Here is a 23,696-nt window from a genome sequence, read left to right as displayed (position 1 = left end):
GCCGCCGCCCCCGCCCGCCGGGCAACCTCGGGTGCCGCACCGGCGTCCCTGCCGTGGGCGGCCCGGGCCGCGGCAGCCCCGACCACGTCGACCCTTTCCGCGCCGACCCTTTCCGTGCCGACCCGATCGGAGGCCGTGTGACCCACGAAGGAACCGGGCAGCACACCCGGCAGCCGCAGGCCGTCGTCGTCGGCGGCGGGCTCGCCGGGATCACCGCGGCCCTCCAGCTCGCCGACGCCGGAGTCGGCGTCACCCTCCTGGAGGGCAGGCCCCGGCTCGGCGGCCTCGCCTTCTCCTTCCGCCGGGGCGACCTCACCGTCGACAACGGCCAGCACGTCTACCTGCGCTGCTGCACCGCCTACCGCTGGTTCCTCGACCGGGTCGACGCAGCCCGGCTCGCCCCCCTCCAGGACCGCCTCGACGTCCCCGTCCTCGACGTCGGGCACCCGCGCGGGCCGCGGCTCGGCCGGATCCGCCGCGACAACCTCCCCGTACCGCTGCACCTGGCGCGCAGCCTCGCGACCTACCCGCACCTCTCGCTCGCCGAGCGGGCCTCCGTCGGCCGTGCCGCCCTCGCCCTGAAGAAGCTCGACCCCGCCGACCCGGCGCTCGACGGCATCGACTTCGCCACCTGGCTCGGCCGGCACGGGCAGTCCCCGCGGACCGTCGACGCCCTCTGGGACCTGGTCGGCATCCCCACCCTCAACGCCCCCGCCCCACAGGCCTCCATGGGGCTGGCCGCCATGGTCTTCAAGACCGGTCTCCTCTCCGAGCCGGGCGCCGCCGACATCGGCTGGGCCCACGTCCCGCTCGGCGAACTCCACGACACCCGGGCCGCGAAGGAGCTCGACGCCCTCGGGGTGCGCACCGCGCTCCGCACCAAGGCCGAGCGGATCTCCCGTACCGACGACGGGCATTGGGCCGTCGACGTACCCGGCGAGACGCTCGTCGCGGACGCCGTCGTCCTCGCCGTACCGCAGGAGGAGACCCACGGCCTGCTGCCCGAGGGCGCCCTCGACGACCCCGACCGGCTCCTCGACATCGCCACCGCGCCCATCCTCAACCTGCACGTGGTCTACGACCGCAAGGTGCTGAAGCGGCCGTTCTTCACCGCTCTCGGCTCCCCGGTGCAGTGGGTCTTCGACCGCACCGACTCCTCCGGACTCACCGGCGGCGGCCAGTACCTCGCCGTCTCCCAGTCCGCAGCCCAGGACGAGATCGACGAACCCGTCGCCGCCCTGCGCGCCACGTACCTCCCCGAGCTGGAGCGGCTGCTGCCCGCCGCGCGCGGCGCCGGGATCCGCGACTTCTTCGTCACCAGGGAGCGGACGGCCACGTTCGCCCCCACCCCGGGCGTCGGCCGGCTCCGCCCCGGCGCCCGCACCCAGGCACCGGGCCTCTTCCTGGCCGGGGCCTGGACCGCCACCGGCTGGCCCGCGACCATGGAGGGTGCCGTCCGCAGTGGTTTCAGCGCCGCGGGTGCCGCGCTCTCCGCCCTCGGCCGCCGCCATGACCATCCGCTGCAGGAGGCGGCATGAGTGTGAGTACCGGAACAAGAGGAGAGACCGTGCCGACTGTGCCGCCGGGTAATCCGGCCGTCGACACCGCGGACGTGTCCGCACTGCTGGAGCGGGGGCGGACCCTGTCCACCCCCGTACTGCGGGCGGCCGTCGACCGCCTCGCGCCGCCCATGGACACCGTGGCCGCCTACCACTTCGGCTGGATCGACGCGCAGGGCAACCCCACGGAGGGGGACAGCGGCAAGGCCGTCCGCCCCGCGCTCGCCCTGCTGTCGGCCGAGGCCGCGGGCGTCGCCCCCGAGGTCGGGATCCCCGGCGCCGTCGCCGTGGAGCTCGTCCACAACTTCTCGCTGCTGCACGACGACCTGATGGACGGGGACGAGCAGCGCCGCCACCGCGACACCGTGTGGAAGGTGCACGGCCCCGCGCAGGCCATCCTGGTCGGCGACGCCCTGTTCGCCCTGGCCAACGAGATCCTGCTGGAGCTCGGCACGGTGGAGGCCGGCCGGGCGACCCGCCGGCTCACCACCGCCAGCCGCAAGCTCATCGACGGCCAGGCACAGGACATCTCCTACGAGCACCGCGAGCGGGTCACCGTCGAGGAGTGCCTGGAGATGGAGGGCAACAAGACCGGCGCCCTGCTGGCCTGCGCGGTCTCCATCGGCGCCGTCCTCGGCGGGGCCGACGACCGCACCGCCGACAAGCTGGAGGAGTACGGGTACCACCTCGGGCTCGCCTTCCAGGCCGTCGACGACCTGCTCGGCATCTGGGGCGACCCGGAGGCCACCGGCAAGCAGACCTGGAGCGATCTGCGCCAGCGCAAGAAGTCCCTGCCGGTCGTCGCCGCCCTCGCCGCCGGCGGCCCCGCCTCCGAGCGGCTCGGCGAACTGCTCGCCGCGGACGCCAAGTCCAATGACTTCGACACCTTCTCCGAGGAGGAGTTCGCCACCCGCGCGGCCCTCATCGAGGAGGCCGGAGGACGCGAGTGGACCTCCCAGGAGGCCCGCCGCCAGCACACGATCGCGATCGAGGCCCTCGACGAGGTGGACATGCCCGCCCGGGTGCGGGCGCAGCTCACCGCGCTGGCCGACTTCGTCGTCGTACGGAAGAGATGATCACCATCACCCTGATATGAGTTCGCGGTCGCCGGCCGGTGCCACCCGGCGCCGGCCGACGGCAGACCCGTAGAAGCAGAAGCAACCGACTGCGCAAAGGGGAAGCCATGACAGCGACGACCGACGGAAGCGCCGGGGCCGTGGGCCCCCGGGCAGCCGCGGCCAGCACGACGAACGAGCCCCGACACGGTGGTGTCGCCGCGCCGGGACCCGGCGGGGCCGCCCCGCCCGACGCGTCCGGCCTCGAAGGGGCCGCCACGCGGGCGGCGGAACGGGCCGCCGGGCATCTGCTCGCCCGACAGGACCCCGAGGGCTGGTGGAAGGGCGACCTGGAGACCAACGTCACCATGGACGCCGAGGACCTCCTCCTCCGCCAGTTCCTGGGCATCCTCGACGCCGACACCACGCACGCCGCGGCCCTCCACATCCGCCGCCAACAGCGCGAGGACGGCGCCTGGGCCACCTTCTACGGCGGGCCCGGCGACCTCTCCGCCACCGTCGAGGCCTATGTGGCCCTGCGGCTCGCCGGGGACCCGCCCGAGGCCCCGCACATGGCCCGGGCCTCCGCCTGGGTCCGCGCGGGCGGCGGCATCGCCTCCGCCCGGGTCTTCACCAGGATCTGGCTCGCCCTCTTCGGCTGGTGGCGCTGGGAGGACCTGCCCGAGCTGCCCCCGGAACTGCTCTTCCTGCCCAAGTGGTTCCCGCTCAACATCTACGACTTCGGCTGCTGGGCCCGGCAGACCATCGTGCCGCTCACCGTGGTCTCCGCGAAGCGCCCGGTCCGGCCCGCGCCCTTTCCGCTCGACGAGCTGCACACCGACCCGGACCTGCCCAGCCCGCCCCGGCCGCTCGCCCCGGTCACCGGCTGGGACGGGCTCTTCCAGCGCCTCGACAAGGCGCTGCACGTCTACCACCGGGTGGCGCCGCGCGCCGTGCGCAGGACCGCGATGAACCAGGCCGCGCGCTGGATCATCGAGCGCCAGGAGAACGACGGCTGCTGGGGCGGCATCCAGCCCCCCGCCGTCTACTCGGTCATCGCCCTCCACCTCCTCGGCTACGACCTCCAGCATCCCGTCATGCGGGCCGGACTCGCGTCGCTCGACCGGTTCGCCGTGTGGCGCGAGGACGGCTCGCGGATGATCGAGGCCTGCCAGTCGCCCGTCTGGGACACCTGCCTCGCCACCATCGCGCTGGCCGACGCCGGTCTCGCACCCGACCACCCGGCCCTGGTGAAGGCCGTCGACTGGATGCTCGACGAGGAGATCACCCGGACCGGGGACTGGGCCGTACGGCGGCCCGGACTGCCCCCGGGCGGCTGGGCGTTCGAGTTCCACAACGACAACTACCCCGACATCGACGACACCGCCGAGGTCCTCCTCGCCTTCCGCAGGGTCAGGCACCCCGACCCCGCGCGGCTGGAGGCGGCCGTCGCCCGCGGCGCGCGGTGGACGCTCGGTATGCAGTCGAAGGGCGGCGCCTGGGGCGCCTTCGACGCCGACAACACCAGCGTCCTCCCCAACAAGCTGCCGTTCTGCGACTTCGGCGAGGTGATCGACCCGCCCTCCGCCGACGTGACCGCGCATGTGGTGGAGATGCTCGCCTTCGAGGGACTGGCCGAGGACCCGCGTACCCGCAGGGGAATCGACTGGCTGCTCGCCGCACAGGAGCCGAACGGCGCCTGGTTCGGCCGCTGGGGCGTCAACCACGTGTACGGCACCGGCTCGGTGCTCCCCGCGCTCACCGCGGCCGGCCTCCCCGTCTCCCATCCGGCCGTCCGCCGGGCCGTCCGCTGGCTCGGGTCCGTCCAGAACGAGGACGGCGGCTGGGGCGAGGACCTCCGCTCGTACCACGACGAGGAGTGGATCGGGCGCGGCGCCTCCACCGCCTCCCAGACCGCCTGGGCGCTGATCGCCCTCCTGGCGGCCGGCGAGCGGGACTCCGAACCCGTCCGGCGGGGCGTCGCCTGGCTGGCCGAGACCCAGCGCGAGGACGGCTCCTGGGACGAGCCGTACTTCACGGGCACCGGCTTCCCCTGGGACTTCTCGATCAACTACCACCTCTACCGTCAGGTCTTCCCGCTCACGGCGCTCGGACGCTACGTGTACGGGGAGCCCTCGCCCGGCAAGGCCCGCTGATGGGGCGCGAGCCGGGCCCCGGCGCCCCACCGCCGCTGCTGATCGCCTGCGCCCTCGGCATCGAGCAGCTCGCCCTGCGCAGCGGCGACCGGGCCGGCGCCTCCGGGCCCGTCACCGTGCTCCGTACGGGCATGGGGCCCGACCGGGCCCGCCGGGCCGTCTCCCGGGCCCTCGGCGAGCACGGATGGCAGGACGCCGCCGTCATCGCCTCCGGCTTCTGCGCGGGGCTCGCGCCGGGGATGCACCCGGGCGACCTGATCGTCGCCGACGAGACCCGCGGTCCCGACGGCACGATCTCCTGCACCGGGACCGAGCTCCTGGTGAAGGCCCTGGTCAGGGCCGTACCCGGGCGGGCCGTCCACACCGGGCCGCTGACCGGCTCCGACCACGTGGTGCGCGGCCCGGAGCGGGCCGCGCTGCGGGCCACCGGCGCCATCGCCGTCGACATGGAGTCCGCCGCGACGCTGGGGACCGCCCGCGGCGGTCCCGGGCCGGACGCCCGCCCGGTTGCGGCCGTCCGGGTGGTCGTGGACGCTCCAGAACATGAACTGGTCCGGATCGGCACGGTACGCGGGGGAATATCGGCCTTCCGTGTTCTTCGTGCCGTCCTTCCCGCATTCTTCGAATGGCACCGTTCTTTGCTGCTCCCCAGGAGGTGAGCGAGTTATGGCCATGCCGCTCCGTCAGTCCATCCGGGTCGGGACCTACCTCTTCGAACAGAAGCTCCGCAAGCGTGAGAAGTTCCCGCTGATCGTCGAGCTGGAGCCGCTCTTCGCCTGCAACCTCAAGTGCGAGGGCTGCGGAAAGATCCAGCACCCGGCAGGTGTCCTCAAGCAGCGCATGCCGGTCGCCCAGGCGGTCGGCGCCGTCCTGGAGTCCGGCGCCCCCATGGTGTCCATCGCGGGCGGCGAGCCCCTGATGCACCCGCAGATCCACGAGATCGTCCGCCAGTTGGTGGCCAAGCGGAAGTACGTCTTCCTCTGCACCAACGCGATGCTGCTGCGCAAGAAGCTGGAGGACTTCACGCCCTCGCCGTACTTCGCCTTCGCCGTGCACATCGACGGCCTGCGCGAGCGGCACGACGAATCCGTCGCCAAGGAAGGCGTGTTCGACGAGGCGGTGGCGGCCATCAAGGAGGCCAAGCGGCGCGGTTTCCGCGTCACCACCAATTCGACCTTCTTCAACACCGACACCCCGCAGACCATCATCGAGGTGCTGAATTACCTCAACGACGACCTCCAGGTCGACGAGATGATGATCTCGCCCGCGTACGCGTACGAGAAGGCCCCCGACCAGGAGCACTTCCTCGGCGTCGAGCAGACCCGCGAGCTCTTCAAGAAGGCCTTCGCCGGCGGAAACCGGCGCCGCTGGCGGCTCAACCACTCGCCGCTCTTCCTGGACTTCCTGGAAGGAAAGGCGGACTTCCCGTGCACCGCCTGGGCCATTCCGAACTATTCGCTCTTCGGCTGGCAGCGACCCTGCTATCTCATGAGCGACGGATACGTCCCCACGTACCGCGAGCTCATCGAGGACACCGACTGGGACAAGTACGGCCGCGGCAAGGACCCGCGCTGCGCCAACTGCATGGCGCACTGCGGCTACGAGCCCACCGCCGTCCTCGCCACCATGGGTTCTCTCAAGGAATCCCTGCGCGCCATCAGGGAGACCGTCTCCGGGAACAACGGGTGAGCGACCGTGGAAGGTGAGTTCGACCTGCGGGCTCTGCTCGCCGAGCGCGGCGGCGAGCGGTACGAGCTGCACGCCCGCTACCTCAACCACCAGCTGCCGCGCATGCTCCACACCATCGGCTTCGACAAGGTGTACGAGCGGGCCGAGGGCGCCCACTTCTGGGACGCCGACGGGGTCGACCACCTCGACATGCTCGCCGGCTTCGGCGTGATGGGCCTCGGACGGCACCACCCCGTCGTCCGCAAGGCCCTCCACGACGTCCTGGACGCCCAGCTCGCCGACCTCACCCGCTTCGACTGCCAGCCGCTGCCCGGACTCCTCGCCGAGAGGCTGCTCACCCACAGCCCGCACCTCGACCGGGTCTTCTTCGGCAACAGCGGCACGGAGGCCGTGGAGACCGCCCTCAAGTTCGCCCGGTACGCCACCGGGCGGCCCAGGGTCCTCTACTGCCACCACGCCTTCCACGGGCTCACCACCGGCTCCCTGTCCGTCAACGGTGAGAGCGGCTTCCGGGACGGCTTCGCCCCGCTGCTGCCCGACACCGCGATCGGGCTCGGCGACCTCGACGCCCTGGAGCGGGAACTGAGCAGGGGCGACGTGGCCGCCTTCGTCGTCGAACCCATCCAGGGCAAGGGCGTCCACGAGGCCCCGCCGGGCTTCCTGCGCGCCGCCCAGGAGCTGCTCCACCGGCACGGGGCCCTGCTCATCGCCGACGAGGTGCAGACCGGCCTCGGCAGGACCGGCGACTTCTACGCGTACCAGCACGAGGACGGCGTCGAACCCGACCTCGTCTGTGTCGCCAAGGCACTCTCCGGCGGATACGTGCCGGTCGGCGCCACCCTCGGCAAGGACTGGATCTTCAAGAAGGTCTACTCGTCGATGGACCGGGTCCTGGTCCACTCGGCGAGCTTCGGATCGAACGCGCAGGCCATGGCGGCCGGGCTCGCCGTCCTCGCGGTCATGGAGGACGAGGGGACGGTCGCGCACGCCCGACGGATCGGCGACGTGCTCTCCGGACGTCTGAAGGAGCTCGTGCCCCGGTACGAGCTCCTCCATGAGATCCGCGGGCGCGGACTGATGATCGGGATCGAGTTCGGCCGGCCGTCCTCGCTGGGGCTGCGCGGGCGCTGGACCATGCTCCAGGCGGCCCGGAAGGGACTCTTCGCCCAGATGGTCGTCGTCCCGCTGCTCCAGCGGCACCGGATCCTCACCCAGGTCTCCGGGGACCATCTGGAGGTGATCAAGCTGATCCCGCCGCTGGTGATCGACGAGGCGGACGTGGAGCGGTTCGTGACCGCGTTCACCGAGGTCATGGACGAGGCCCACGGCGGTGGCGGGCTGATGTGGGACTTCGGGAAGACCCTGGTGAAACAGGCGGTCGCGCAGCGCTGACCCGCGCGACCCCGGGATTTTGCCTCTGGGGCAAGAAACTTGCCTCAGAGGCACGATCCTGGCGGAATGGACGCATGGACCACGTCCCCGGGGAATCCTCCCCGGACCCTGCCACCCCGGGCCCCGCCGCGCCCGACGTCCTGCCCGACGTCGCCCCGCAGCTGCGGGCCCTGCGCCGCCGCCGGGGACTCACCCTGGAGGCCGCCGCCCAGCGGGCCGGTCTCTCGCCCGCCCACCTCTCGCGTCTGGAGACGGGGAACCGGCAGCCCTCGCTTCCGATGCTGCTGGCCCTCGCCCGTATCTACGGTACGACGGTCTCCGAGCTCCTCGGCGAGACGCCTCCCGAGCGCGACCCCGTCGTCCGCGCCGGACGCTCCGAACCCGTCGAGGCCGACGGCTGGATCTACCGCCAGGCGGGCGGCGCCGGGCGCGCCCTGCAGTGCCTGCGGGTCCATGTGCCGTACGCCACCCGGGCCGACATCGTGCGCGTCCACCCCGGCGAGGAGTGGATCCACGTCCTGGAGGGCCGGGTGCGGCTGGCCCTCGGCGAGGCCGTCCACGTCCTCGATCCCGGGGACAGCGCGCACTTCGACTCGCTGACCCCGCACCGGATCGGAGCGGCGACCCCCGGCGGGGCCGAGCTGCTCTTCGTCCACACCCTGATGCAGAGCCCCGTCGCCGAGCTGTGTCTCGGCGACGGAACTCCGCACCGGCGCTGATCCCGCGTACTTCCTTCGACAGAAAAGGACCGAGATGTCCGAGAAGGCACGACCTGTCACCGGCGAAGAGCGAGGCGAGGGCAAGTTCCCCAAGGGGCTCGTCCTGCGCCTCTTCGCCTATCTGATCGCCGGGCACCTCTTCGCCGGCTTCCTCTACCTGCTGTTCATGCTGGGCGGCCAGAACCAGTAGGCCCCGGTAACCGGTAGGCCCTGGTCACGCCTCCGTGAGCAGCCGCTCGCGGAGGCGCTCGCGGGTCTCCGGGGACAGCTTCAGGCCCTCGGTGAGGTAGGTGTCCACCGAGCCCCAGGTCGCCTCGATCGTCTCGAAGGCGCCCCGCAGGTACTCCACCCGCGCGTCGAACAGCGGGCTCAGCAGCTCCATCACCTCGGGCGACATCGCGTCCGGGGCGGTGGAGCTGCGGCGTACCTTGTAGCGGCGGTGCGGGTCGTTCGACTTCACGTAGTCGGCCTCGATCGCCTCCCGCTCGACCCCGACGGCCAGCAGGGTGATCGCGATGGAGAGCCCCGCGCGGTCCTTGCCGGCCGCACAGTGCATCAGGGCGGGGAGGCTGTCCTCGGCCAGCGAGTGCAGGATCCGGCTGTGCTCCATGGTCCGCTCGACCACCATCTTCCGGTACGAGTCGGACATTCGGGCTGCGGCCTTGCCGTCGCCGAGGATGTCCCGCAGCTGCTCGATGTCGCCGTCGCGGACCAGCTTCCAGAACTCCTTTCCGTCGGCCGGGTCGTTGAGGGGTATGTTCACGTTCCGTACGCCCGGCAGTTCGACGTCCGGGCCCTCGATCTTCCGGTCGGCGAGGTTCCGGAAGTCGAAGACGGTGTGCAGTCCGAGCGAGTCGAGGAAGGTGACGTCCTCCTCGGTGGCGTGGGCGAGGTGGCCGCTACGGAAGAGGCGGCCGGGATGCACGGCGCGCCCGTCCGTCGTCGGCAGGCCGCCCACATCCCGGAAGTTGCGGACCTCGGCCAGCTCGGGTTCGTTCGCTTCGATGGGCGGGACCTGCGGCAGCTGCTGCGTCACGGATGCTCCTGATGGTCGACGTTCGGGTGCCCGACGCGAGATCGGTTCCAGGGGCAATCATCCAGGTGGGGCTGTGATGGCGCACCCCCCTGGACGGGAATGGGTGATCTGTCCGAATTGAGGCGTTGCGTATAACGCGCCCTGTTTACAGGTGAGATGAGTCTCGGCGCGTGAGCAGGGTCATAGAAGTGACGGATCGTGGCCGGACGCCCGAAGCAAATGCCCTGCGCAAAAAGGAAATCGAGGGTCCGTCATCCACGGAGGGTGACCGGAATTCCGGGTGAAAGGCCGTACGGGGAAAGCCGGGAGAAATCCGTGGCTTGTTCGTGCCGACCCCGCTCGTCTAGCGTCACCGTCAATCCGGTCGGACCGCCGAATCCTGCCACCGTCCGGAATTCCACCCATCCCATGCGTGGCAGGAGCGGGGGACCCAAGGAAGTACGCCGGTCCCGCGACGCAGGACGGCTCGGGGTGAAGTCGCGCGAGAGCGTGACCGGACATCTCCAGTCCGAACCCGACAGCTCACCTCGTAGGCGCCGGAGAGGAATTCGCCATGCCCGCGAAGGGTAAGCACCGCCGCATCAAGTCCAACCGCCTCACCCGCGGAATCGCCGCCGCCGGTACGGGAGGCGCCGTTGTCGCCCTCCCGCTCCTCGGTGCCACCGGTGCCCACGCCGCCGAGCAGGCCGCCCCGGCCGCTCCCGGCCAGGCCGTCACCGCCGCCGCCCAGGTGAAGGCCCCCGCCGTCGCCAAGGCCGCGCCCACCGCCACGAAGGCCGCGCCGAAGACGTACTCCGTCGTGCGGGGCGACTACCTGTCGAAGATCGCCGCCGAGCACGACCTCACCGGTGGCTGGCAGAAGCTGTACGCCGACAACCGTCAGGTCGTCGGCGAGGACCCCTCGCTCATCCTGCCGGGCATGAAGCTCACCCTCGGCGCCAAGAGCACCGCCAAGGCCGCACCGAAGAGCGCCGCGCCCAAGGCCGCCGCCCCCAAGAGCCCGGCGAAGGCCTCTGCGGAGAGCTCCTCGAAGAACGGCGACAGCACGCGTGCCTCCCGGAGCAGCGAGCGCGCCGCCGCTCCGGCCGCGAGCACGCAGTCGTCGGGCTCGTCGGCTTCGCAGTCGTCGGGGGCCTCCGCCTCCGGCGCCTCGACCTCCGCCTCCGGCTGGGTCGCCCCGGTCAGCGGCGGCTTCTCCACCCCGTACCGCGCCTCGGGCTCCATGTGGTCCTCCGGCTACCACACCGGTGTCGACTTCATCGCCTCCTCCGGCACCGCCGTCCGCGCCGTCGGCGCCGGCACGGTCGTCTCCGCCGGCTGGAGCGGCGCCTACGGCAACGAGGTCGTCATCCAGCACGCCGACGGCAACTACTCGCAGTACGCCCACCTCTCCTCCCTCTCCGTCTCGACCGGCCAGACGGTCTCCGGCGGTCAGCAGATCGGCCTCTCCGGCTCGACCGGCAACTCCACCGGCCCGCACCTGCACTTCGAGATCCGCACCTCGCCGAGCTACGGCTCCGACGTCGACCCGCTGGCCTACCTCCGTCAGCACGGCGTCTCCGTCTGACGGAGCGTCCCCCGCTGACACGAGCAGCTCCCCGAAGGCCCGGCACCCACGTGCCGGGCCTTCGGCCTATTCCGGCTTGGCAAATTCTTTATCGGTGGCATATGTCACCCGGCGTCAACCCCTCCTTACGGTCGCGTAAGTCACATCCGAAGGGGAAGGATGTGCACCCGTGGCAGACGATTCGAGATCAAGAGACAAGAACGCATTCGGGTCGTACGCGGCGATCGGTGACAGCTTCACCGAGGGCGTCGGAGACCCCGGGCCCGACGGGACGTACGTCGGCTGGGCGGACCGCTTCGCGGTGCTGCTCGCCGACCAGCTGCCGGAGCACGACGCCTTCCGCTACGCCAACCTGGCGGTACGCGGGCGCCTCCTCGACCAGATCGTGGCGGAACAGGTCCCCCGGGCGAAGGAACTCGCCCCCGACCTGGTGACCTTCTGCGCCGGCGGGAACGACATCATCCGCCCCGGCACGGACCCCGACGACGTCGCCGAGCGCTTCGAGCGCGCCGTCGCCGGACTGACCTCCGCCGTCGGCACCGTCATGGTGACCACCGGCTTCGACACCCGCGACGTGATCCTCCTCAAGCACCTGCGCGGCAAGATCGCCACGTACAACGGGCACGTCCGGGCCATCGCCGACCGCTACGGCTGCCCGGTCCTCGACCTGTGGTCGCTGAAGTCCGTACAGGACCGGCGCGCCTGGGACGACGACCGGCTGCACCTGTCGCCCGACGGCCACACCCGGGTGGCCCTGCGCGCCGCGCAGGTCCTCGGCCTGCCGGTGCCGGCCGACCCGGACCAGGCGTGGCCGCCGGTACCCCCGCGCGGCCCGCTCGAGGTGCGCCGCGACGACATCCACTGGGCCAAGGAGTACCTCGTGCCCTGGATCGGGCGCCGGCTGCGCGGCGAGAGCTCCGGCGACCACGTCGAGGCGAAGCGCCCCGACCTCATGCCCCTGTAGTTCCGGGGACCGTCCGCGGGTGCGCGTCGGCGGGGATCCGCTCCAGGACCCCGCCGGCGAACACGTCGTACAACGGCAGCGTCTCCAGATGGACGTAGCCGATGTGACAGTCGCAGACGGCGAGGGGGCAGGCGCGGGGGCGGAGGGCGGCGCGGTACGAGCCGTCGTACAGGTTCCCCAGCTCGGCCTTGACGAAGTGGCAGCGCCGTACCGTCCCCTCGCCGTCCACCGAGATCACCGACTCCCCGGTCCGGCACGGGAGCCCCGCCGAGCGGTGCGGGCGACGGCTGTACGGGAAGAGCGGGTCGATCCCCGTCCACTCCGCGGCCTCCGCGTCGGTGTACGTGTGCCCCTCGGCGGCGTTCACCCAGAGGTACACGTGCGCCGGCAGCGCGGCCCGCAGCCGCCGGGCGTGCTCCGCGTGCTCGGGAAGTCCGACGACACCGACGCTGAAGCGGATGCCCCGCTCCGCCAGCTCCCCGCACTTGGCGAGGAAACGCTCGTACGGCGTCTGCCCCGGGTGGTACGTGCACCAGAGCGCCACGCTCTCCGGGTCCGCATCCGCCAGCCAGTCGGTCCGGCAGCTCAGATTCGTCTGGATCGCCACCCGCTCCACGTGGGGGAGCCGGGACAGCTCGACGAGCGCCCGCCGGTACCAGGAGCGGACCAGGCCCTCGCCCCACGGGGTGAACAGGACACGCAGCCGGTCCCCGGTCTGCCCGGCGGCCCACCCGGTGAACCGTTCGAGCGCCGCCCGGTCCGCGCGCAGCTGCTCCCGGCTGTCACGGCGCTTGGCGAACGGGCAGTACGGACAGTCGAAGTCGCAGGAGGAGAGCGGCCCGCGGTAGAGCAGGGTGAGGTCCATGCCCGGGTCCGGGATCGGCGGCGTTGGCAGGGTGAGGTCCATGCCCGGGTCCGGGATCGGCGGCGTTGGCAGGCCGATGCCCAGGCCCGCGATCGGGATCGGTGTCAGGTCCACGGCCGCCGCCTACTTCGGCTCGTACGCGGCCATCGCGGCCCGCACCGAGGGGGAGAAGAGCTCCGGGCCGAGGCCGTCCGAGTGGGCCAGGCCTTCCGGGGACAGCCTGAGCAGCCCGGCGGGCGCCTCCTCGTCCAGCCAGCCCAGGGCCTCGAACCGGCCCAGCTCCGCCGGGAAGTCCGCGAACGGCGAGGCACCGAACCGCTCCTCGTACCCGGCGACCGGCATCCCCTCGGCCTGGAGCAGCGACTGGAGCAGATGGCGGCGCCGGGCCTCCCCCGCGTCGACCCACCGGCCGACCTCGGCCCGCGAGAAGTCCGCGGTCTCCGTGTAGGCGTCGATGATCGTACGGATCTCCCGCATGTCGACGGCGTAGTCGAAGGAGTAGTGGAGGGCCGAGGTGTACGAGCGGGCCCCGCAGCCCAGGCCGATCATCCCGTCGGTCTGGCAGGCGTGGTCGTCGGGGCCGAGCGGTGCGGCGTCCGACCGGCGGAACATCCGCATCGACACCTGCTCGTAGCCCTGGGCGAGGAGGTGGTCCCGGCCGTACCGGTAGAGGCGCAGCCGCTGCTCGTCCCACTCCCGGTCGGCGGCGGGGGAGATCCTGCCGAGGCCGGTGAGCGGACGCACGTACAGCGGATAGAGGTACAGCTCCTCCGGGAGCCAGGCGAGGGCGGCGTCGAGCGAGGAACGCCAGGACTCCTCGGTCTGTCCGTCGATGCCGTAGATCAGGTCGATGTTGAGCACGGGGACGCCGGTGTCCCGGATCCGGCCGAGGGCCGACTCGACGTCGGCGCGACGCTGCGGCCGGACGGCCGCCCGCGCCTCGGCCTCCACGAAGCTCTGCACCCCGATGCTGAGCCGGGTCGCGCCCCGCTCGGCGAGCAGGGCGAGGCGGTCGGCGGTCGCCGTCGCGGGGGACGTCTCCACGGACAGTGGCACCGCCCGCAGATCCACCCCCATCCGCTTCTCGGCGATGTCGCAGAGCCGCTCCAGTTCGCCGGCGGTGAGGAAGGTGGGCGTGCCACCGCCGAACGCGGCCGTCGCGAACCGCACCGGGGCCCGGTCGCCGAGGGCCTCGCGGACGGCCGTGGCCTGGCGGTCGAGCGCGTCGAGATAGCGCGTGGTCAGCTCGTCGGGGGCGCCGATCCGGGTGAAGAGATTGCAGAAGCCGCAGCGCACCTCGCAGAACGGTACGTGCGCGTAGAGGGAGAGCGCGTCCTTCGGTTCGTCCCGCCAGAGCTGGGCGAGGGTCGGCGCGGGGTCGGTGAGCGGCCGGTACGCCGTCTTGTGCGGGTAGGCGTAGACGTAGCTGCGGTACGGGCGCGGGGCGGTGCTCTCGCTCATGCCACGGCCTCCCGCTCCGGGCCGGCGAGCTCGAACTGCGCGTACGGGACCGTCCACACGACCTCGTGGCCGAGCCGGTGACCGGTGTGGCCGTCCTCCCCGTACGCGGTGCCGTGGTCGGAGCAGACGATCGCGAAACACGGCCGGCGGCTGCTCATCGCGGCGAAGAGCCGCCCGATGTGCCGGTCGACGTACTCCAGTGCGGCGGCGTGGGTGGCGCGGGAGTCGCCGGTCTCGCGGGTCGCGCCGGGCAGATGGAACCAGTTGGGCTGGTGCAGCGCGGACACGTTGACGAAGAGGAACAGCCGGCGCTCGCGCGGGAGACCGGCGACGACCTCCTCGGCCCGTGCGACCTGCGACTCGAAGGAGGTGGGGGAGGCGACGCCGAACGACGGCTCCCAGTGGCTCTCCTGGAACAGACCGGGGAGCACGGTGCCGAGCGGCGGCTGCTTGTTGAAGAAGCCGACACCGCCGACGCAGACCGTCCGGTAGCCCGCGCCCGCGAGGGCGGACACGAAGTCCGGGGTGTCATGGACATAGGTGCCGTCGGCGGTCGTCTCGCTGCCCGCGAAGCGCGCCGCGAACAGCCGCGGGTGCGGGCCGGGGGAGGCCGGGGTGGGCAGGAAACCGGCGAAGATCGCCTGGTGAGAGGCGTAGGTGAAGCTGCCGGGAGCGTGCCGCCGCTCCCAGACGCCGCCGGGCAGATGACGGGCCAGGTGCGGGATGCGGCCCGCGGCCGCGAGCTCGACCGCCACGTCGTACCGCAGCGTGTCGAGGGTGACCAGGAGCAGATCGTGGCTCCCGACGACCGTGTTCATGTCGGGCTGATTCACGCGGTGCTCGTTCCTGTGGTGCTGGTGCTGGTGCTGGTGCTGGTGCTGGTGCTGATGCCGGTCCCGGTCTCGGTGCCGGTGGGTTGGTGGGTACGGGGGAATTGGGCGGCGACCTGGGCCGCGTACGTGTCGAGGCCCTCGGCACCGCTGCCGGGCAGTCCCGTGAGGCCCGGCAGCAGATCGCCGAAGGCATTGACCTCGCCCACGGCGAAGCGGCGCCAGCCCGTCGAGGGCAGCAGGTCGACGCCCACGCACCGGGTGCCGGGGAAGACCGCGGCGGCCCGCTCGCACACGGCGAGCGCGTCCGTCCACCGCGCGCCGGCCGCGGCGATCGCGGCCCGGGCCGCGAGCAGATCGCCCCGGGTCCCGCCCAGATGGAGATTGGTCATGGGGGAGCGGCTGGTGCGCAGCACGGCGTGGGTGGCCCGCCCGTCGATCACCACCACCCGCAGGTCGGCCGCCCGGCCGCCCTGGGCGGCCTTGGGCAGCCAGCGCTCGACGTGCAGCCCGTCGGGGGCGAGGGCGTCCACGATCGCGCCGACCTCGTGCTCGCTCGTGTAGCGCCGCACCCGCAGGGAGTTGAAGAGAAGCCCGTCCGGACCGCGCTCCACCGAGGTGGTGGCGTGGACCCGGCCCGCGCCGTTCGTCTCGACCGCGAGGACTCCCGAGGCGGAGGAGCCGTGCGCGAGCTTCACGAAGACCCGGCGCAGTCCGGGCTCGGCGGTCAGGGCCCTGACATCCGCCCAGCCGCGTACGACAGGGGCGGCGGGGCCGGACGTCGGCGACTCGGGCACCGGTACCCCGGCCGTGCGGAGCAGGCCGTGGCTCAGTCGCTTGTCGAACAGCTCCGCCAGCTCGGCGGGGTCGTCGACGAGCCCGGCCCCCGCGTCGGCGACGGACCGGGCGAGCTCCGCCGTGGCGGCGACGAACCGCGCGTACCAGCGGCCGGTGCCCTCGACCCGCGCCGGATCGTCGACCTCCCGGAGGAGCCGGTCGGCCTCCGGGTCCTCGCCGGGCGAGTCCAGGCGTACGGTCTCGCCCTCGGCGAACCGCGCCGCACCGCGCAGCACCTCGGGCCAGGACACCACCCGCGCCTCGGGCAGCCCGGCGGACCGCAGTGCGTCCTGGAAGAACGCGACGCGGCGGCCCACCGGGTCTCCGACGACCACGAGGCGCGGGTGGGCGGTCATTCGGCGACCGCGACGTACCGGTAGACCCGGCCGTCGCCGTCGTCGTCCGGCACCTGCGCGTCGCCGAGGTCGACGGTCACGCCGTGCGGGGCGAGCGCGGCGAGCACCCGCTCCCGCATGGCCTCCGACAGGAAGTGGTGGGAGAGGTCGAGATGGGTCAGGTGGGTCAGCGGCTGGCCGTCGAGCAGGGCCGCCGCGCCCTCGTCCGTGAGGACGCCCATCGACAGGTCGAGCCGCTCGATGCGGGCGAGGACGGGGGCGCCCGCCACGGCGGCGGCGATGGCGTCCTGGATCACGCTGTTGCACAGGCCGAGCGAGCGAAGGGCGGGGAACGCCGCGCCGGAGAGCAGCGGTGCGAGGTCGTCGGCCGTGCTGTCGCCGCCGTACTCGTCGGTGCCGAGCCAGAGTTCCAGGTTCTCCAGGGCGGGCAGGTCGCTGCCCACGATCCCGCGCACGACGTCGGCACCCAGACCGCCGGTCTCCACGACCAGGGTCTCCAGGCCGGTGTGCCGGATCGAGGGGAAGGCCAGTTCCGAGCCTCCGCGCACCCCGAACTCCCGCAGGGCCGGGTAGGCGGCGAGCAGCGGGGTCACGTCGGACTGGATGATCCAGCTGATCTCGCAGTCCTCGCCCGTCATGTCGCCCAGGAAGACCGCCTCCAGGGAGGTCAGCCGGTTGTTGGCGGCGATCAGCGCCGTGACGATGTCCGCCGAGGAGTTCTCGTACGCCTCGTCCCAGCCGCCGACGACCAGGGCGCGCACCCGCCCGACGTCGACCGTCTTGAGGAACCGCTCGAACTGCGCACCCCACTGCTCGTCGTCGTCCTCGCAGTAGGTCGGCGCGGAGAGCCGCCAGGCGACCGCCGCGGCGTCGGGCAGTTCGCCCCGTGTGTCCGACTCCGACTCCGACTCCGACTCCGGGTCCTGGAAGTGGAACACGGGCAGCCCGTGGAATTCCTCGAGGTAGTGGCCAACGGTCATGACTGCGCTCCCGGCAACGGACGGCGTGGATCGGCTGATCCCCAGAGTTCTACCAAGCGGCACCGACAGCGCGGAGTCCGGGGCCGATTGTCAGACCCGGCCTCTAGCGTCGTTCTCATGTTCGGCCGTACCGCGCCGAACGGGGAGGGGAGAGTCATGTACCGGCAGGGAGACGTACTGATCGTGTCCGTCGCGGAGACGGCCGTTCCGGAGCGGGTGAAGGCGGCGGCGGGGGAGCCGAGGGACGCCCGTGGCCGGCTGGTCCTGGCCCTCGGCGAGGTCACCGGACACGCCCACGCGATCCCGGGGCCCGGCCGACTCGTCCGGGAGCCGGGGCCCTTCGGCCCGCTGCTGCTCGAACTGCCCGAGGGCGGCCGGGTGGTGCACGAGGAGCACGCCCCGATACCGCTGCCCAAGGGCTGGTACCGGGTGGTGCGCCAGCGGGAGTACGTGCCCGGGGCGTACCGGATCGTCGCGGACTGACCGACAGAGACCTGGGGGGCTTCCACATGAACCACGCCGACATGAACGACGCCGACATCAATGACGCCGACACGAATGACACCGACACGAATGACACCGACACGAACAACGCCGGCATGAACCGCACCACCGCGCAGGACAAGTGGCGATCCGTCGCCGCGGCCACCGGGCCCGCCGACCGCGCCGCCGCCGAGGCCGGCGTCCGGCTCGCCTACCGCACGGCGGGCCTCGCCGAGCCGGCGCGCGTGCTCTGGGCGGACTCGCCGCTCGCGGCCGTCACGCTCGTACGGGGGCTGAGCGACCCGGGCCGTTCGGTCCGGGACCAGGTGCGCACCCGGCCGTGGGCCGAGGAGCGGCGCCGCCTCCACGACACCCTCGGCCCGGCCGGCTGGGCGGCCCACTGGCAGGCGACCGGGGCCCACCTCTGGGACCTCACCCGAAGCCTGGCCGACCGGATACGGGCCGGGGTGACGGAGGCCGCGACCGCCGCCGACCCGGCGGGACGGGCCGACCCCGCCGCTGCCGGGGGTTCCGGCGGGTCCGCCCGCCCGGCGCCTTCCGGGCGGGAGACGACCGCCGTGCGGCTCGTGCTGCTCGACGCGGTGCTCGGCCAGCACGACGCGGCCTGGCTCGCCGCCTTCGACGGTCAGGGCGACCGTCTCGCCGGCCTCGGCGCCGTCGCCGAACACGCGGGCTGGTGGTGGCCGTACGAGAACGTCGCCGTGGTCTGCGAGCGGCCCGTCGAGCTGCACCGGGACGAGGCCGGACGGCTCGACCGGGGCGACGGCCCCGCGCTCGCCTTCGCCGACGGCTTCGCCCTGTACGCCTGGCGGGGGATGACCGTGCCCGCCGACTTCCTCGCCGGGCTCGCCGGCTCACTCCCGAGCGGATACGGGAGGAGGAGAACGCCGAACTGCGGCGCGTGATGCTGGAGTACTACGGCTACGACCGCTATCTCGCCTCCTCGGGCGCCCGGCACCAGCACCGCGACGAGACCGGTGTCCTGTGGCGGATCGAGCTGGCCGACGACGAGGACGTGGTCATGGTCGAGGTGGTCAACTCCACGCCCGAGCCGGATGGCAGCCACCGCACGTACTGGCTCCGGGTTCCGCCCGCGACCCGGACCGCGCGGGAAGGCGTCGCCTGGACCTTCGGGCTGCACCCCGACGTGTACGAGCCGCTCGTCCAGACCTGAGCGCGCGGCCCGGGAGCGGCGCCCCGGCAGCGGCGGCCCGGCCGTGCGGAGGAGCGACTGGTACGGAGAGGTGAAGGGCGTCGGCGGTCGGGAGTGGCGTACGGGAGGCGGCGGTGACGGGTGCTGGGATGTGCCCGCCGGAGCCCCGGCACCCAGCCTCGAAGGGACCGCCCGTGACGATCCGCCGGCCAAGCGCCGCCCGTACCGCCCGTCTGCTCGCCGCCACCGCCGTGCTCGGCGGCCTGCTCGTCGGCACCGCGGCGCCCGCCCTGGCCGCCGCGCCCGAGCGGACGGCCCCGCGTGCCGTCCGGGTGGCGGCGCCCGCCACGGTCACCGTCACCGGCCACGGCCGCGCGTCCGCCGCGCCCGACCTGGCGATCCTCTCCGTCGGGGTCGAGGCCACCCGCAAGACTGCGAAGGAGGCGATGGCCGCGCAGAACACCGCCGCCGAGGCCCTTCTCGCCGTGCTGGACAAGCAGGGGATCGCCGACCGGGACATCCGTACCGACAGCCTCACGCTGTCCCCGGTCTACACGCAGAACGCCGAGGGCGAGAGCAAGGTGACCGGCTACCAGGCCGGGCAGTCCTTCTCCGTGAAGGTCCGGAAGATCGACAGGGCCGGGCAGGTCATCGGCGCCGTCAACGACGCCACCGGGGACTCGGGCCGGATCAACGGTGTCGTCTTCGACGTCGCCGACCCCTCGGCCCTGCGGGTGAAGGCACGCGAGGCGGCCTACCAGGACGCGTACGACAAGGCGGCGCAGCATGCCCGGCTCAGCGGCCACCGGCTCGGCCGGCTGGTCTCGCTCAGCGAGGGGGAGTCCACGCGCCCCGGCCCCGGCGCCGCCCCCGGCGTCGCCCACGACGAGGCGAGCGTCCCGCTGGCCCCCGGCGAGATCGAGGAGCAGGTCACGGTCTCGGCGGTCTTCGAGCTGGTGTGACCCGGTGCGATGCGGGGGGTCCTCGAGCTGGTGTGACCCCGTTCGAGCGGCCGACGGGGCGGCCCGATGTCCGAACCGGTCTTCAGGTGCCGGACGGCAGGTCGTCGACGCCCCGGCCCGCATCCGCGTGCTCCCCGACGCCCTCACCCTCGTCCGGCAGGTTCAGCTCGCGCGCGAGGGCGGCGTCGGCCCAGCGCAGCATCGCGCTCCGGGTGAGCGAGCCGGCGTAGGCCGTCGTCTGGACGGCCAGACCGTCGAGGAAGGCGGTGAGCCGCCAGGCGGCAGCCGCCGGGTCCGGACAGCGGAACTCCCCGGCCTCGGCCCCCTCCGCGATCACCCGGGTCAGTGCCGCCTTCCACTCCTTGTCGAGGGAGGCGGCGACCCGGCGCAACTCGGGGTCGCGCAAGGAGGCGGCCCAGCCCTCGATCCACAGCCGCCAGCCCTTGGCCTGTCCGGTCGGCGCGTACCAGCGCACGGCGGCCTGGAGGCGGCGTACGGCGCTGGAGCGGCGCCCGAGGAGCCGGCGCAGATGGGCGAGGTCGGCCTCGGCGGCATGAGCGAAGGCCGCGGCGACCAGTTGTTCCTTGGACGAGAAGTGGTAGAGCACCAGGGCGTTGCTCACCCCGAGCGCCGAGGCCACGTCGGCGATCCGGACGGCCGCCACCCCGCGAACCTCGATCTGCTCGACGGCGGCCCGCAGCAGCTCCTCCCGCCGCTCGGCCACGCTCAACCGCACTCTCGCCACGCCACGCACCTTACACAGCACATGACGCGGGCATGATCGTCAGCGGCACCGGGGCGGCGGGGGCTCAGTACCAGCCGTAGCGTTCGGCGATCCGCGGCAGCCGCTCGTCCACCAGCGCGTGCGCCGCGGCGCGCGGACTCGTGCCGTCCGCCTCCGCCCGGTCGAGGATGCCGTCGACGAGCGTCCGCATCGCCCCGCGCACCCGGGCGAAGGCCTGCTCGGCGTCGGCCTCGATGTCGCCGAAGAGCGTCCACCACCACCAGGCGTTCGTGCACGAGTTCACCACCACGTCGGGCAGCACCGTGATCCCGCGCGCGGCGAGGGCCTCCTCGGCCTCGGGCAGGACCGGCATGTTCGCCGCCTCGGCGATCCAGCGGGCCGTGATCCGCCCCTGGTTCCCGGCGTCGATCGCGTACGAGACGGCCGCCGGGACCAGTACCTCCGCCCCGGCCGCGAGCCAGGCGTCCCCGGGCTCCTCCCGGTCGCCGGGCCGCAGCGCGGAGCGGTCGACGGCGCCGTGGGCGTCCCGGGCCGCGAGCAGCGCCTCGACATCGAGGCCGTCCGGGTTCACGATCGTGCCCCGGACGTCGGCCACGGCCACCACCCGCAGCCCGGCGCGCGCCAGGAACCGGGCGGTCGCCCCGCCCATCGTGCCGAGCCCCTGCACCGACACCCGGGTCCCGGCGTACGCCCGCTCGGCCCGGTCGAGGGCGGTGAGGACCGACTCGGCGACCCCGAGACCGCCGACCAGCTCGTCGAGACCGATGCCGTCGACCTCGATCGCGAAGGCGTCGGCGAGCCGCTCGCGGGCCGCCGCCTCGTCGTCCAGGAGCGGGTACACGGCCTGCACCGAGGAGACCAGACCCGCCTCGGCCACGGCGCGGTCCACCAGGTCCTGGGTGAGCCCCAGGTCCTCCCCAGTGGTCCAGAACCGTTCGACGTACGGCCGCATCGCCCGCAGATAGCGCACGAGCACGCCGTACGCCTCGGGGGAGCGGGGGTCGCAGTCGATGCCGCCCTTGGCGCCGCCCAGCGGCACGTACCGGGCCTTCGGGTCGTAGTGCAGGGCCTCCTTCATGGTCATCCCGCGGGCGAGCCCGGTGACCTCCTCGACCGTGCAGCCCTCCCGCATCCGCAGGCCGCCGCTTGCCACTCCGCGCACCAGCCGGTCGACCACGAGATGGCCCCGGCGACCGGTCACGTGGTCGGTCCAGCCGACGGAAAGCAGCGGGGCGGACGGGGCGGACGGGGCGGAACTCATCGGACATCTCCTCGGGAGGTGCGGGCGGGCCGGGTGCCGGACGGGCCGAACGGGCCGGGCGGCCGGTGCGACCGCGCGGACGTACGGGCCGGGCGGCCGGTGCGACCGGGCGGACATACGGGCCGGGCGGCCGGTGCGACCGCGCGGACATACTGAATGACTGTTCAGTATGGCTGACCGCCCCGACCGTTCGCGGCGCGGGCCGCTCATAATGGAACGACCCCCCAGAGATCAGGAGGTCCTGTGACCGGTACCGGCTCCGACCGTTCGCCACGGGCCCGGCTGCGCGCGCTGCGCCCCGAGTCCTTCGGCGCGGACCCCACGGGCGAGCGCCTCGCCCGCATCCACCGCTCGCCGAACTTCGCGGACGGGATCTTCCAGAACCCCGAACCCGCCCGACGCGGCCCCTCGGGTTCCGGTGTCGAATTCGCCAAGATCTACTTCGACAAGGAAGCCCGCTCGCGCCGCGCCCCCACCGGCACGATCCCGGTCCACCCCACCACGGTCGCCGACCTGTCCAGGCCCCCGGCCACCGGGCTGCGCCTGACCTGGATGGGACACTCCGGCGTCCTGGCCGAGATCGACGGCCACCGGGTGCTCTTCGACCCGGTCTGGGGCGAGCGCTGCTCCCCCTTCCCCTTCGTCGGCCCCAAGCGGCTCCACCCGGTGCCCGCCCCGCTCGCCGCCCTCGGCCCGGTCGACGTCGTCGTGATCTCGCACGACCACTACGACCACCTCGACCTGCCGACGATCAAGGCGCTCGCCACCACCGACACCGTCTTCGCCGTGCCGCTGGGCGTCGGCGCCCACCTGGAGCGCTGGGGGGTGCCCGCCTCCCGGCTGCGCGAGCTGGACTGGAACGAGTCCACCGAGATCGGCGAGCTGCGGCTCACGGCCACCCCGGCCCGGCACTTCTGCGGCCGCGGACTGCGCAACCGGCAGCTGACGCTCTGGGCCTCCTGGGTCGTGACGGGGCCCTCCCACCGGATCTTCCACAGCGGGGACACCGGGTACTTCTCCGGATTCAAGGACATCGGCGCGGCCCACGGCCCCTTCGACGCCACCATGATCCAGATCGGTGCCTACTCGGAGTTCTGGACCGATATCCACATGACCCCCGCCGAGGGCATGCGGGCGCATCTGGACCTCCAGGGCGGCGGGCCCGCCGGGGTGATGCTGCCGATCCACTGGGGCACCTTCAACCTCGCCCCGCACCCGTGGGCGGAGCCGGGGGAGGGCACCGTCGAGGCCGCCGCCGGAGCCGCCCAGCGGATCGCCCTGCCCATCCCGGGCGAGCCCTTCGAGCCGGGCGCCGAACGGCTGCCCGACAGCCCCTGGTGGCGTTCGGTGGCCCGTATCCCCTCCGCCGGCTGGACGACGCCGGCTCTCACCGACGGTGACGGTCCACTCACCGGCGTGTCGCGCGGGAAAGAGGGCGCAAACGCGGACGCGAACACCGGCGTGGACGTGGGGCGGACTTCCGGCGAACCCGGTACGGACACCGGCCGGGGTGCTCCGGAGGCGGCGCGGACCCCCTGAGGCCGCGAGCGGGCCGGGCGGTCCGCATCCCTCCCCGGATTCCGGTCGGGGACGATTTCCGCAGAG

Annotated in this window: 21 protein-coding genes, 1 pseudogene and 1 riboswitch; of the genes and pseudogenes, 14 read left to right on the top strand and 8 right to left on the bottom strand. The window is 73.0% G+C overall.

All coding sequences use genetic code 11. The features are described from left to right. Positions 1–137 precede the first annotated feature (137 nt). From hpnE to N5875_RS06315, 8 genes are all read left to right on the top strand, one after another. On the top strand, positions 138–1,538 hold the full coding sequence (gene hpnE, locus N5875_RS06350; RefSeq protein ID WP_338492181.1) for a hydroxysqualene dehydroxylase HpnE: 1,401 nt from the start codon (positions 138–140) through the stop codon (positions 1,536–1,538). Beyond that, positions 1,535–2,635, top strand: coding sequence for a polyprenyl synthetase family protein (locus N5875_RS06345; RefSeq protein WP_318209671.1), 1,101 nt, complete (start codon positions 1,535–1,537; stop codon positions 2,633–2,635). Before hpnE ends, N5875_RS06345 begins: the two co-directional genes overlap by 4 nt. Positions 2,636–2,742: 107 nt before the next feature. After that, positions 2,743–4,770 (top strand): squalene--hopene cyclase, encoded by a 2,028-nt coding sequence (gene shc / locus N5875_RS06340; protein WP_318209670.1) that lies wholly within the window; start codon positions 2,743–2,745, stop codon positions 4,768–4,770. After that, a complete protein-coding gene (locus N5875_RS06335) occupies positions 4,770–5,429 on the top strand; it encodes a 1-hydroxy-2-methyl-2-butenyl 4-diphosphate reductase (protein WP_338492179.1) in 660 nt (219 codons plus the stop codon). The genes shc and N5875_RS06335 overlap by 1 nt, the downstream gene beginning before the upstream one ends. 7 nt (positions 5,430–5,436) lie before the next feature. Further along, positions 5,437–6,459 (top strand): adenosyl-hopene transferase HpnH, encoded by a 1,023-nt coding sequence (gene hpnH / locus N5875_RS06330; protein ID WP_318209668.1) that lies wholly within the window; start codon positions 5,437–5,439, stop codon positions 6,457–6,459. Between the two features lie 6 nt (positions 6,460–6,465). Further along, positions 6,466–7,851: an aspartate aminotransferase family protein gene (locus N5875_RS06325; RefSeq protein WP_318209667.1), complete on the top strand. Its 1,386-nt coding sequence runs from the start codon at positions 6,466–6,468 to the stop codon at positions 7,849–7,851. 74 nt (positions 7,852–7,925) lie between these two features. Beyond that, the gene (locus N5875_RS06320) at positions 7,926–8,570 is read left to right on the top strand and encodes a helix-turn-helix domain-containing protein (RefSeq protein WP_318209666.1); all 645 of its coding nucleotides are present in this window, start codon (positions 7,926–7,928) and stop codon (positions 8,568–8,570) included. A 34-nt stretch (positions 8,571–8,604) separates the two neighbouring features. Then, positions 8,605–8,760, top strand: a complete 156-nt coding sequence (locus tag N5875_RS06315) for a DUF6126 family protein (protein WP_318209665.1) — start codon at positions 8,605–8,607, stop codon at positions 8,758–8,760. Positions 8,761–8,784: 24 nt separating this feature from the next. On the opposite strand, the gene N5875_RS06310 is transcribed toward N5875_RS06315, so the two are convergent. After that, entirely contained in the window at positions 8,785–9,606 is an 822-nt protein-coding gene (locus N5875_RS06310) for a tyrosine-protein phosphatase (protein ID WP_318209664.1), read from the bottom strand. A 388-nt stretch (positions 9,607–9,994) separates the two neighbouring features. Continuing rightward, a riboswitch (cyclic di-AMP (ydaO/yuaA leader) is annotated at positions 9,995–10,155 on the top strand. A 4-nt stretch (positions 10,156–10,159) separates the two neighbouring features. Between N5875_RS06310 and N5875_RS06305 the strand changes: the two genes are divergently transcribed. Together N5875_RS06305 and N5875_RS06300 are read left to right on the top strand one after the other, a co-directional pair. Then, positions 10,160–11,173, top strand: coding sequence for a LysM peptidoglycan-binding domain-containing M23 family metallopeptidase (locus tag N5875_RS06305; protein WP_338492177.1), 1,014 nt, complete (start codon positions 10,160–10,162; stop codon positions 11,171–11,173). Positions 11,174–11,342: 169 nt separating this feature from the next. Then, positions 11,343–12,137 carry an SGNH/GDSL hydrolase family protein gene (locus N5875_RS06300; RefSeq protein ID WP_318209662.1) on the top strand — a complete coding sequence of 265 codons (795 nt, stop codon included), beginning with the start codon at positions 11,343–11,345 and terminating at the stop codon, positions 12,135–12,137. Here the strand turns inward: N5875_RS06300 and N5875_RS06295 are convergent. The 5 genes from N5875_RS06295 to N5875_RS06275 form a co-directional block, all read right to left on the bottom strand. Continuing rightward, positions 12,124–13,002: an STM4011 family radical SAM protein gene (locus N5875_RS06295; protein WP_338499097.1), complete on the bottom strand. Its 879-nt coding sequence runs from the start codon at positions 13,000–13,002 to the stop codon at positions 12,124–12,126. The genes N5875_RS06300 and N5875_RS06295 overlap by 14 nt on opposite strands. Before the next feature lie 123 nt (positions 13,003–13,125). After that, entirely contained in the window at positions 13,126–14,463 is a 1,338-nt protein-coding gene (locus N5875_RS06290; protein ID WP_338492175.1) for an STM4012 family radical SAM protein, read from the bottom strand. Next, positions 14,460–15,281 carry an STM4013/SEN3800 family hydrolase gene (locus tag N5875_RS06285; protein ID WP_338499096.1) on the bottom strand — a complete coding sequence of 274 codons (822 nt, stop codon included), beginning with the start codon at positions 15,279–15,281 and terminating at the stop codon, positions 14,460–14,462. The genes N5875_RS06290 and N5875_RS06285 overlap by 4 nt, the downstream gene beginning before the upstream one ends. A gap of 11 nt (positions 15,282–15,292) precedes the next feature. Next, on the bottom strand, positions 15,293–16,486 hold the full coding sequence (locus N5875_RS06280) for an STM4014 family protein (RefSeq protein WP_338492174.1): 1,194 nt from the start codon (positions 16,484–16,486) through the stop codon (positions 15,293–15,295). Continuing rightward, the gene (locus N5875_RS06275; protein WP_338492173.1) at positions 16,483–17,466 is read right to left on the bottom strand and encodes an STM4015 family protein; all 984 of its coding nucleotides are present in this window, start codon (positions 17,464–17,466) and stop codon (positions 16,483–16,485) included. The genes N5875_RS06280 and N5875_RS06275 overlap by 4 nt, the downstream gene beginning before the upstream one ends. A 156-nt stretch (positions 17,467–17,622) precedes the next feature. Here N5875_RS06275 and N5875_RS06270 point away from each other — a divergent pair, with 156 nt between their 5' ends. The 3 genes and pseudogenes from N5875_RS06270 to N5875_RS06260 all read left to right on the top strand — a co-directional run bounded on the left by N5875_RS06270 (position 17,623) and on the right by N5875_RS06260 (position 20,085). Beyond that, positions 17,623–17,949: a hypothetical protein gene (locus N5875_RS06270; RefSeq protein WP_318209658.1), complete on the top strand. Its 327-nt coding sequence runs from the start codon at positions 17,623–17,625 to the stop codon at positions 17,947–17,949. Positions 17,950–18,065: 116 nt separating this feature from the next. Further along, positions 18,066–19,144 (top strand): annotated as a pseudogene (locus N5875_RS06265) (DUF6745 domain-containing protein). 173 nt (positions 19,145–19,317) lie between these two features. After that, positions 19,318–20,085, top strand: a complete 768-nt coding sequence (locus N5875_RS06260; RefSeq protein ID WP_338492171.1) for an SIMPL domain-containing protein — start codon at positions 19,318–19,320, stop codon at positions 20,083–20,085. A gap of 82 nt (positions 20,086–20,167) precedes the next feature. Here N5875_RS06260 and N5875_RS06255 read toward each other — a convergent pair whose 3' ends face one another. Together N5875_RS06255 and N5875_RS06250 are read right to left on the bottom strand one after the other, a co-directional pair. Next, positions 20,168–20,830: a TetR/AcrR family transcriptional regulator gene (locus tag N5875_RS06255; RefSeq protein ID WP_338492170.1), complete on the bottom strand. Its 663-nt coding sequence runs from the start codon at positions 20,828–20,830 to the stop codon at positions 20,168–20,170. A 64-nt stretch (positions 20,831–20,894) separates the two neighbouring features. Continuing rightward, complete coding sequence (locus N5875_RS06250; protein WP_338492169.1) at positions 20,895–22,091, bottom strand: Glu/Leu/Phe/Val dehydrogenase dimerization domain-containing protein; 1,197 nt, start codon at positions 22,089–22,091, stop codon at positions 20,895–20,897. Between the two features lie 243 nt (positions 22,092–22,334). Here N5875_RS06250 and N5875_RS06245 point away from each other — a divergent pair, with 243 nt between their 5' ends. Beyond that, entirely contained in the window at positions 22,335–23,630 is a 1,296-nt protein-coding gene (locus N5875_RS06245; RefSeq protein WP_338492167.1) for an MBL fold metallo-hydrolase, read from the top strand. The last annotated feature ends 66 nt before the right edge of the window (positions 23,631–23,696 follow it).

Source organism: Streptomyces sp. SJL17-4 (assembly GCF_036826855.1).
GTDB lineage: Bacteria > Actinomycetota > Actinomycetes > Streptomycetales > Streptomycetaceae > Streptomyces.
This window is presented reverse-complemented; position numbering and strand designations above follow the sequence as displayed.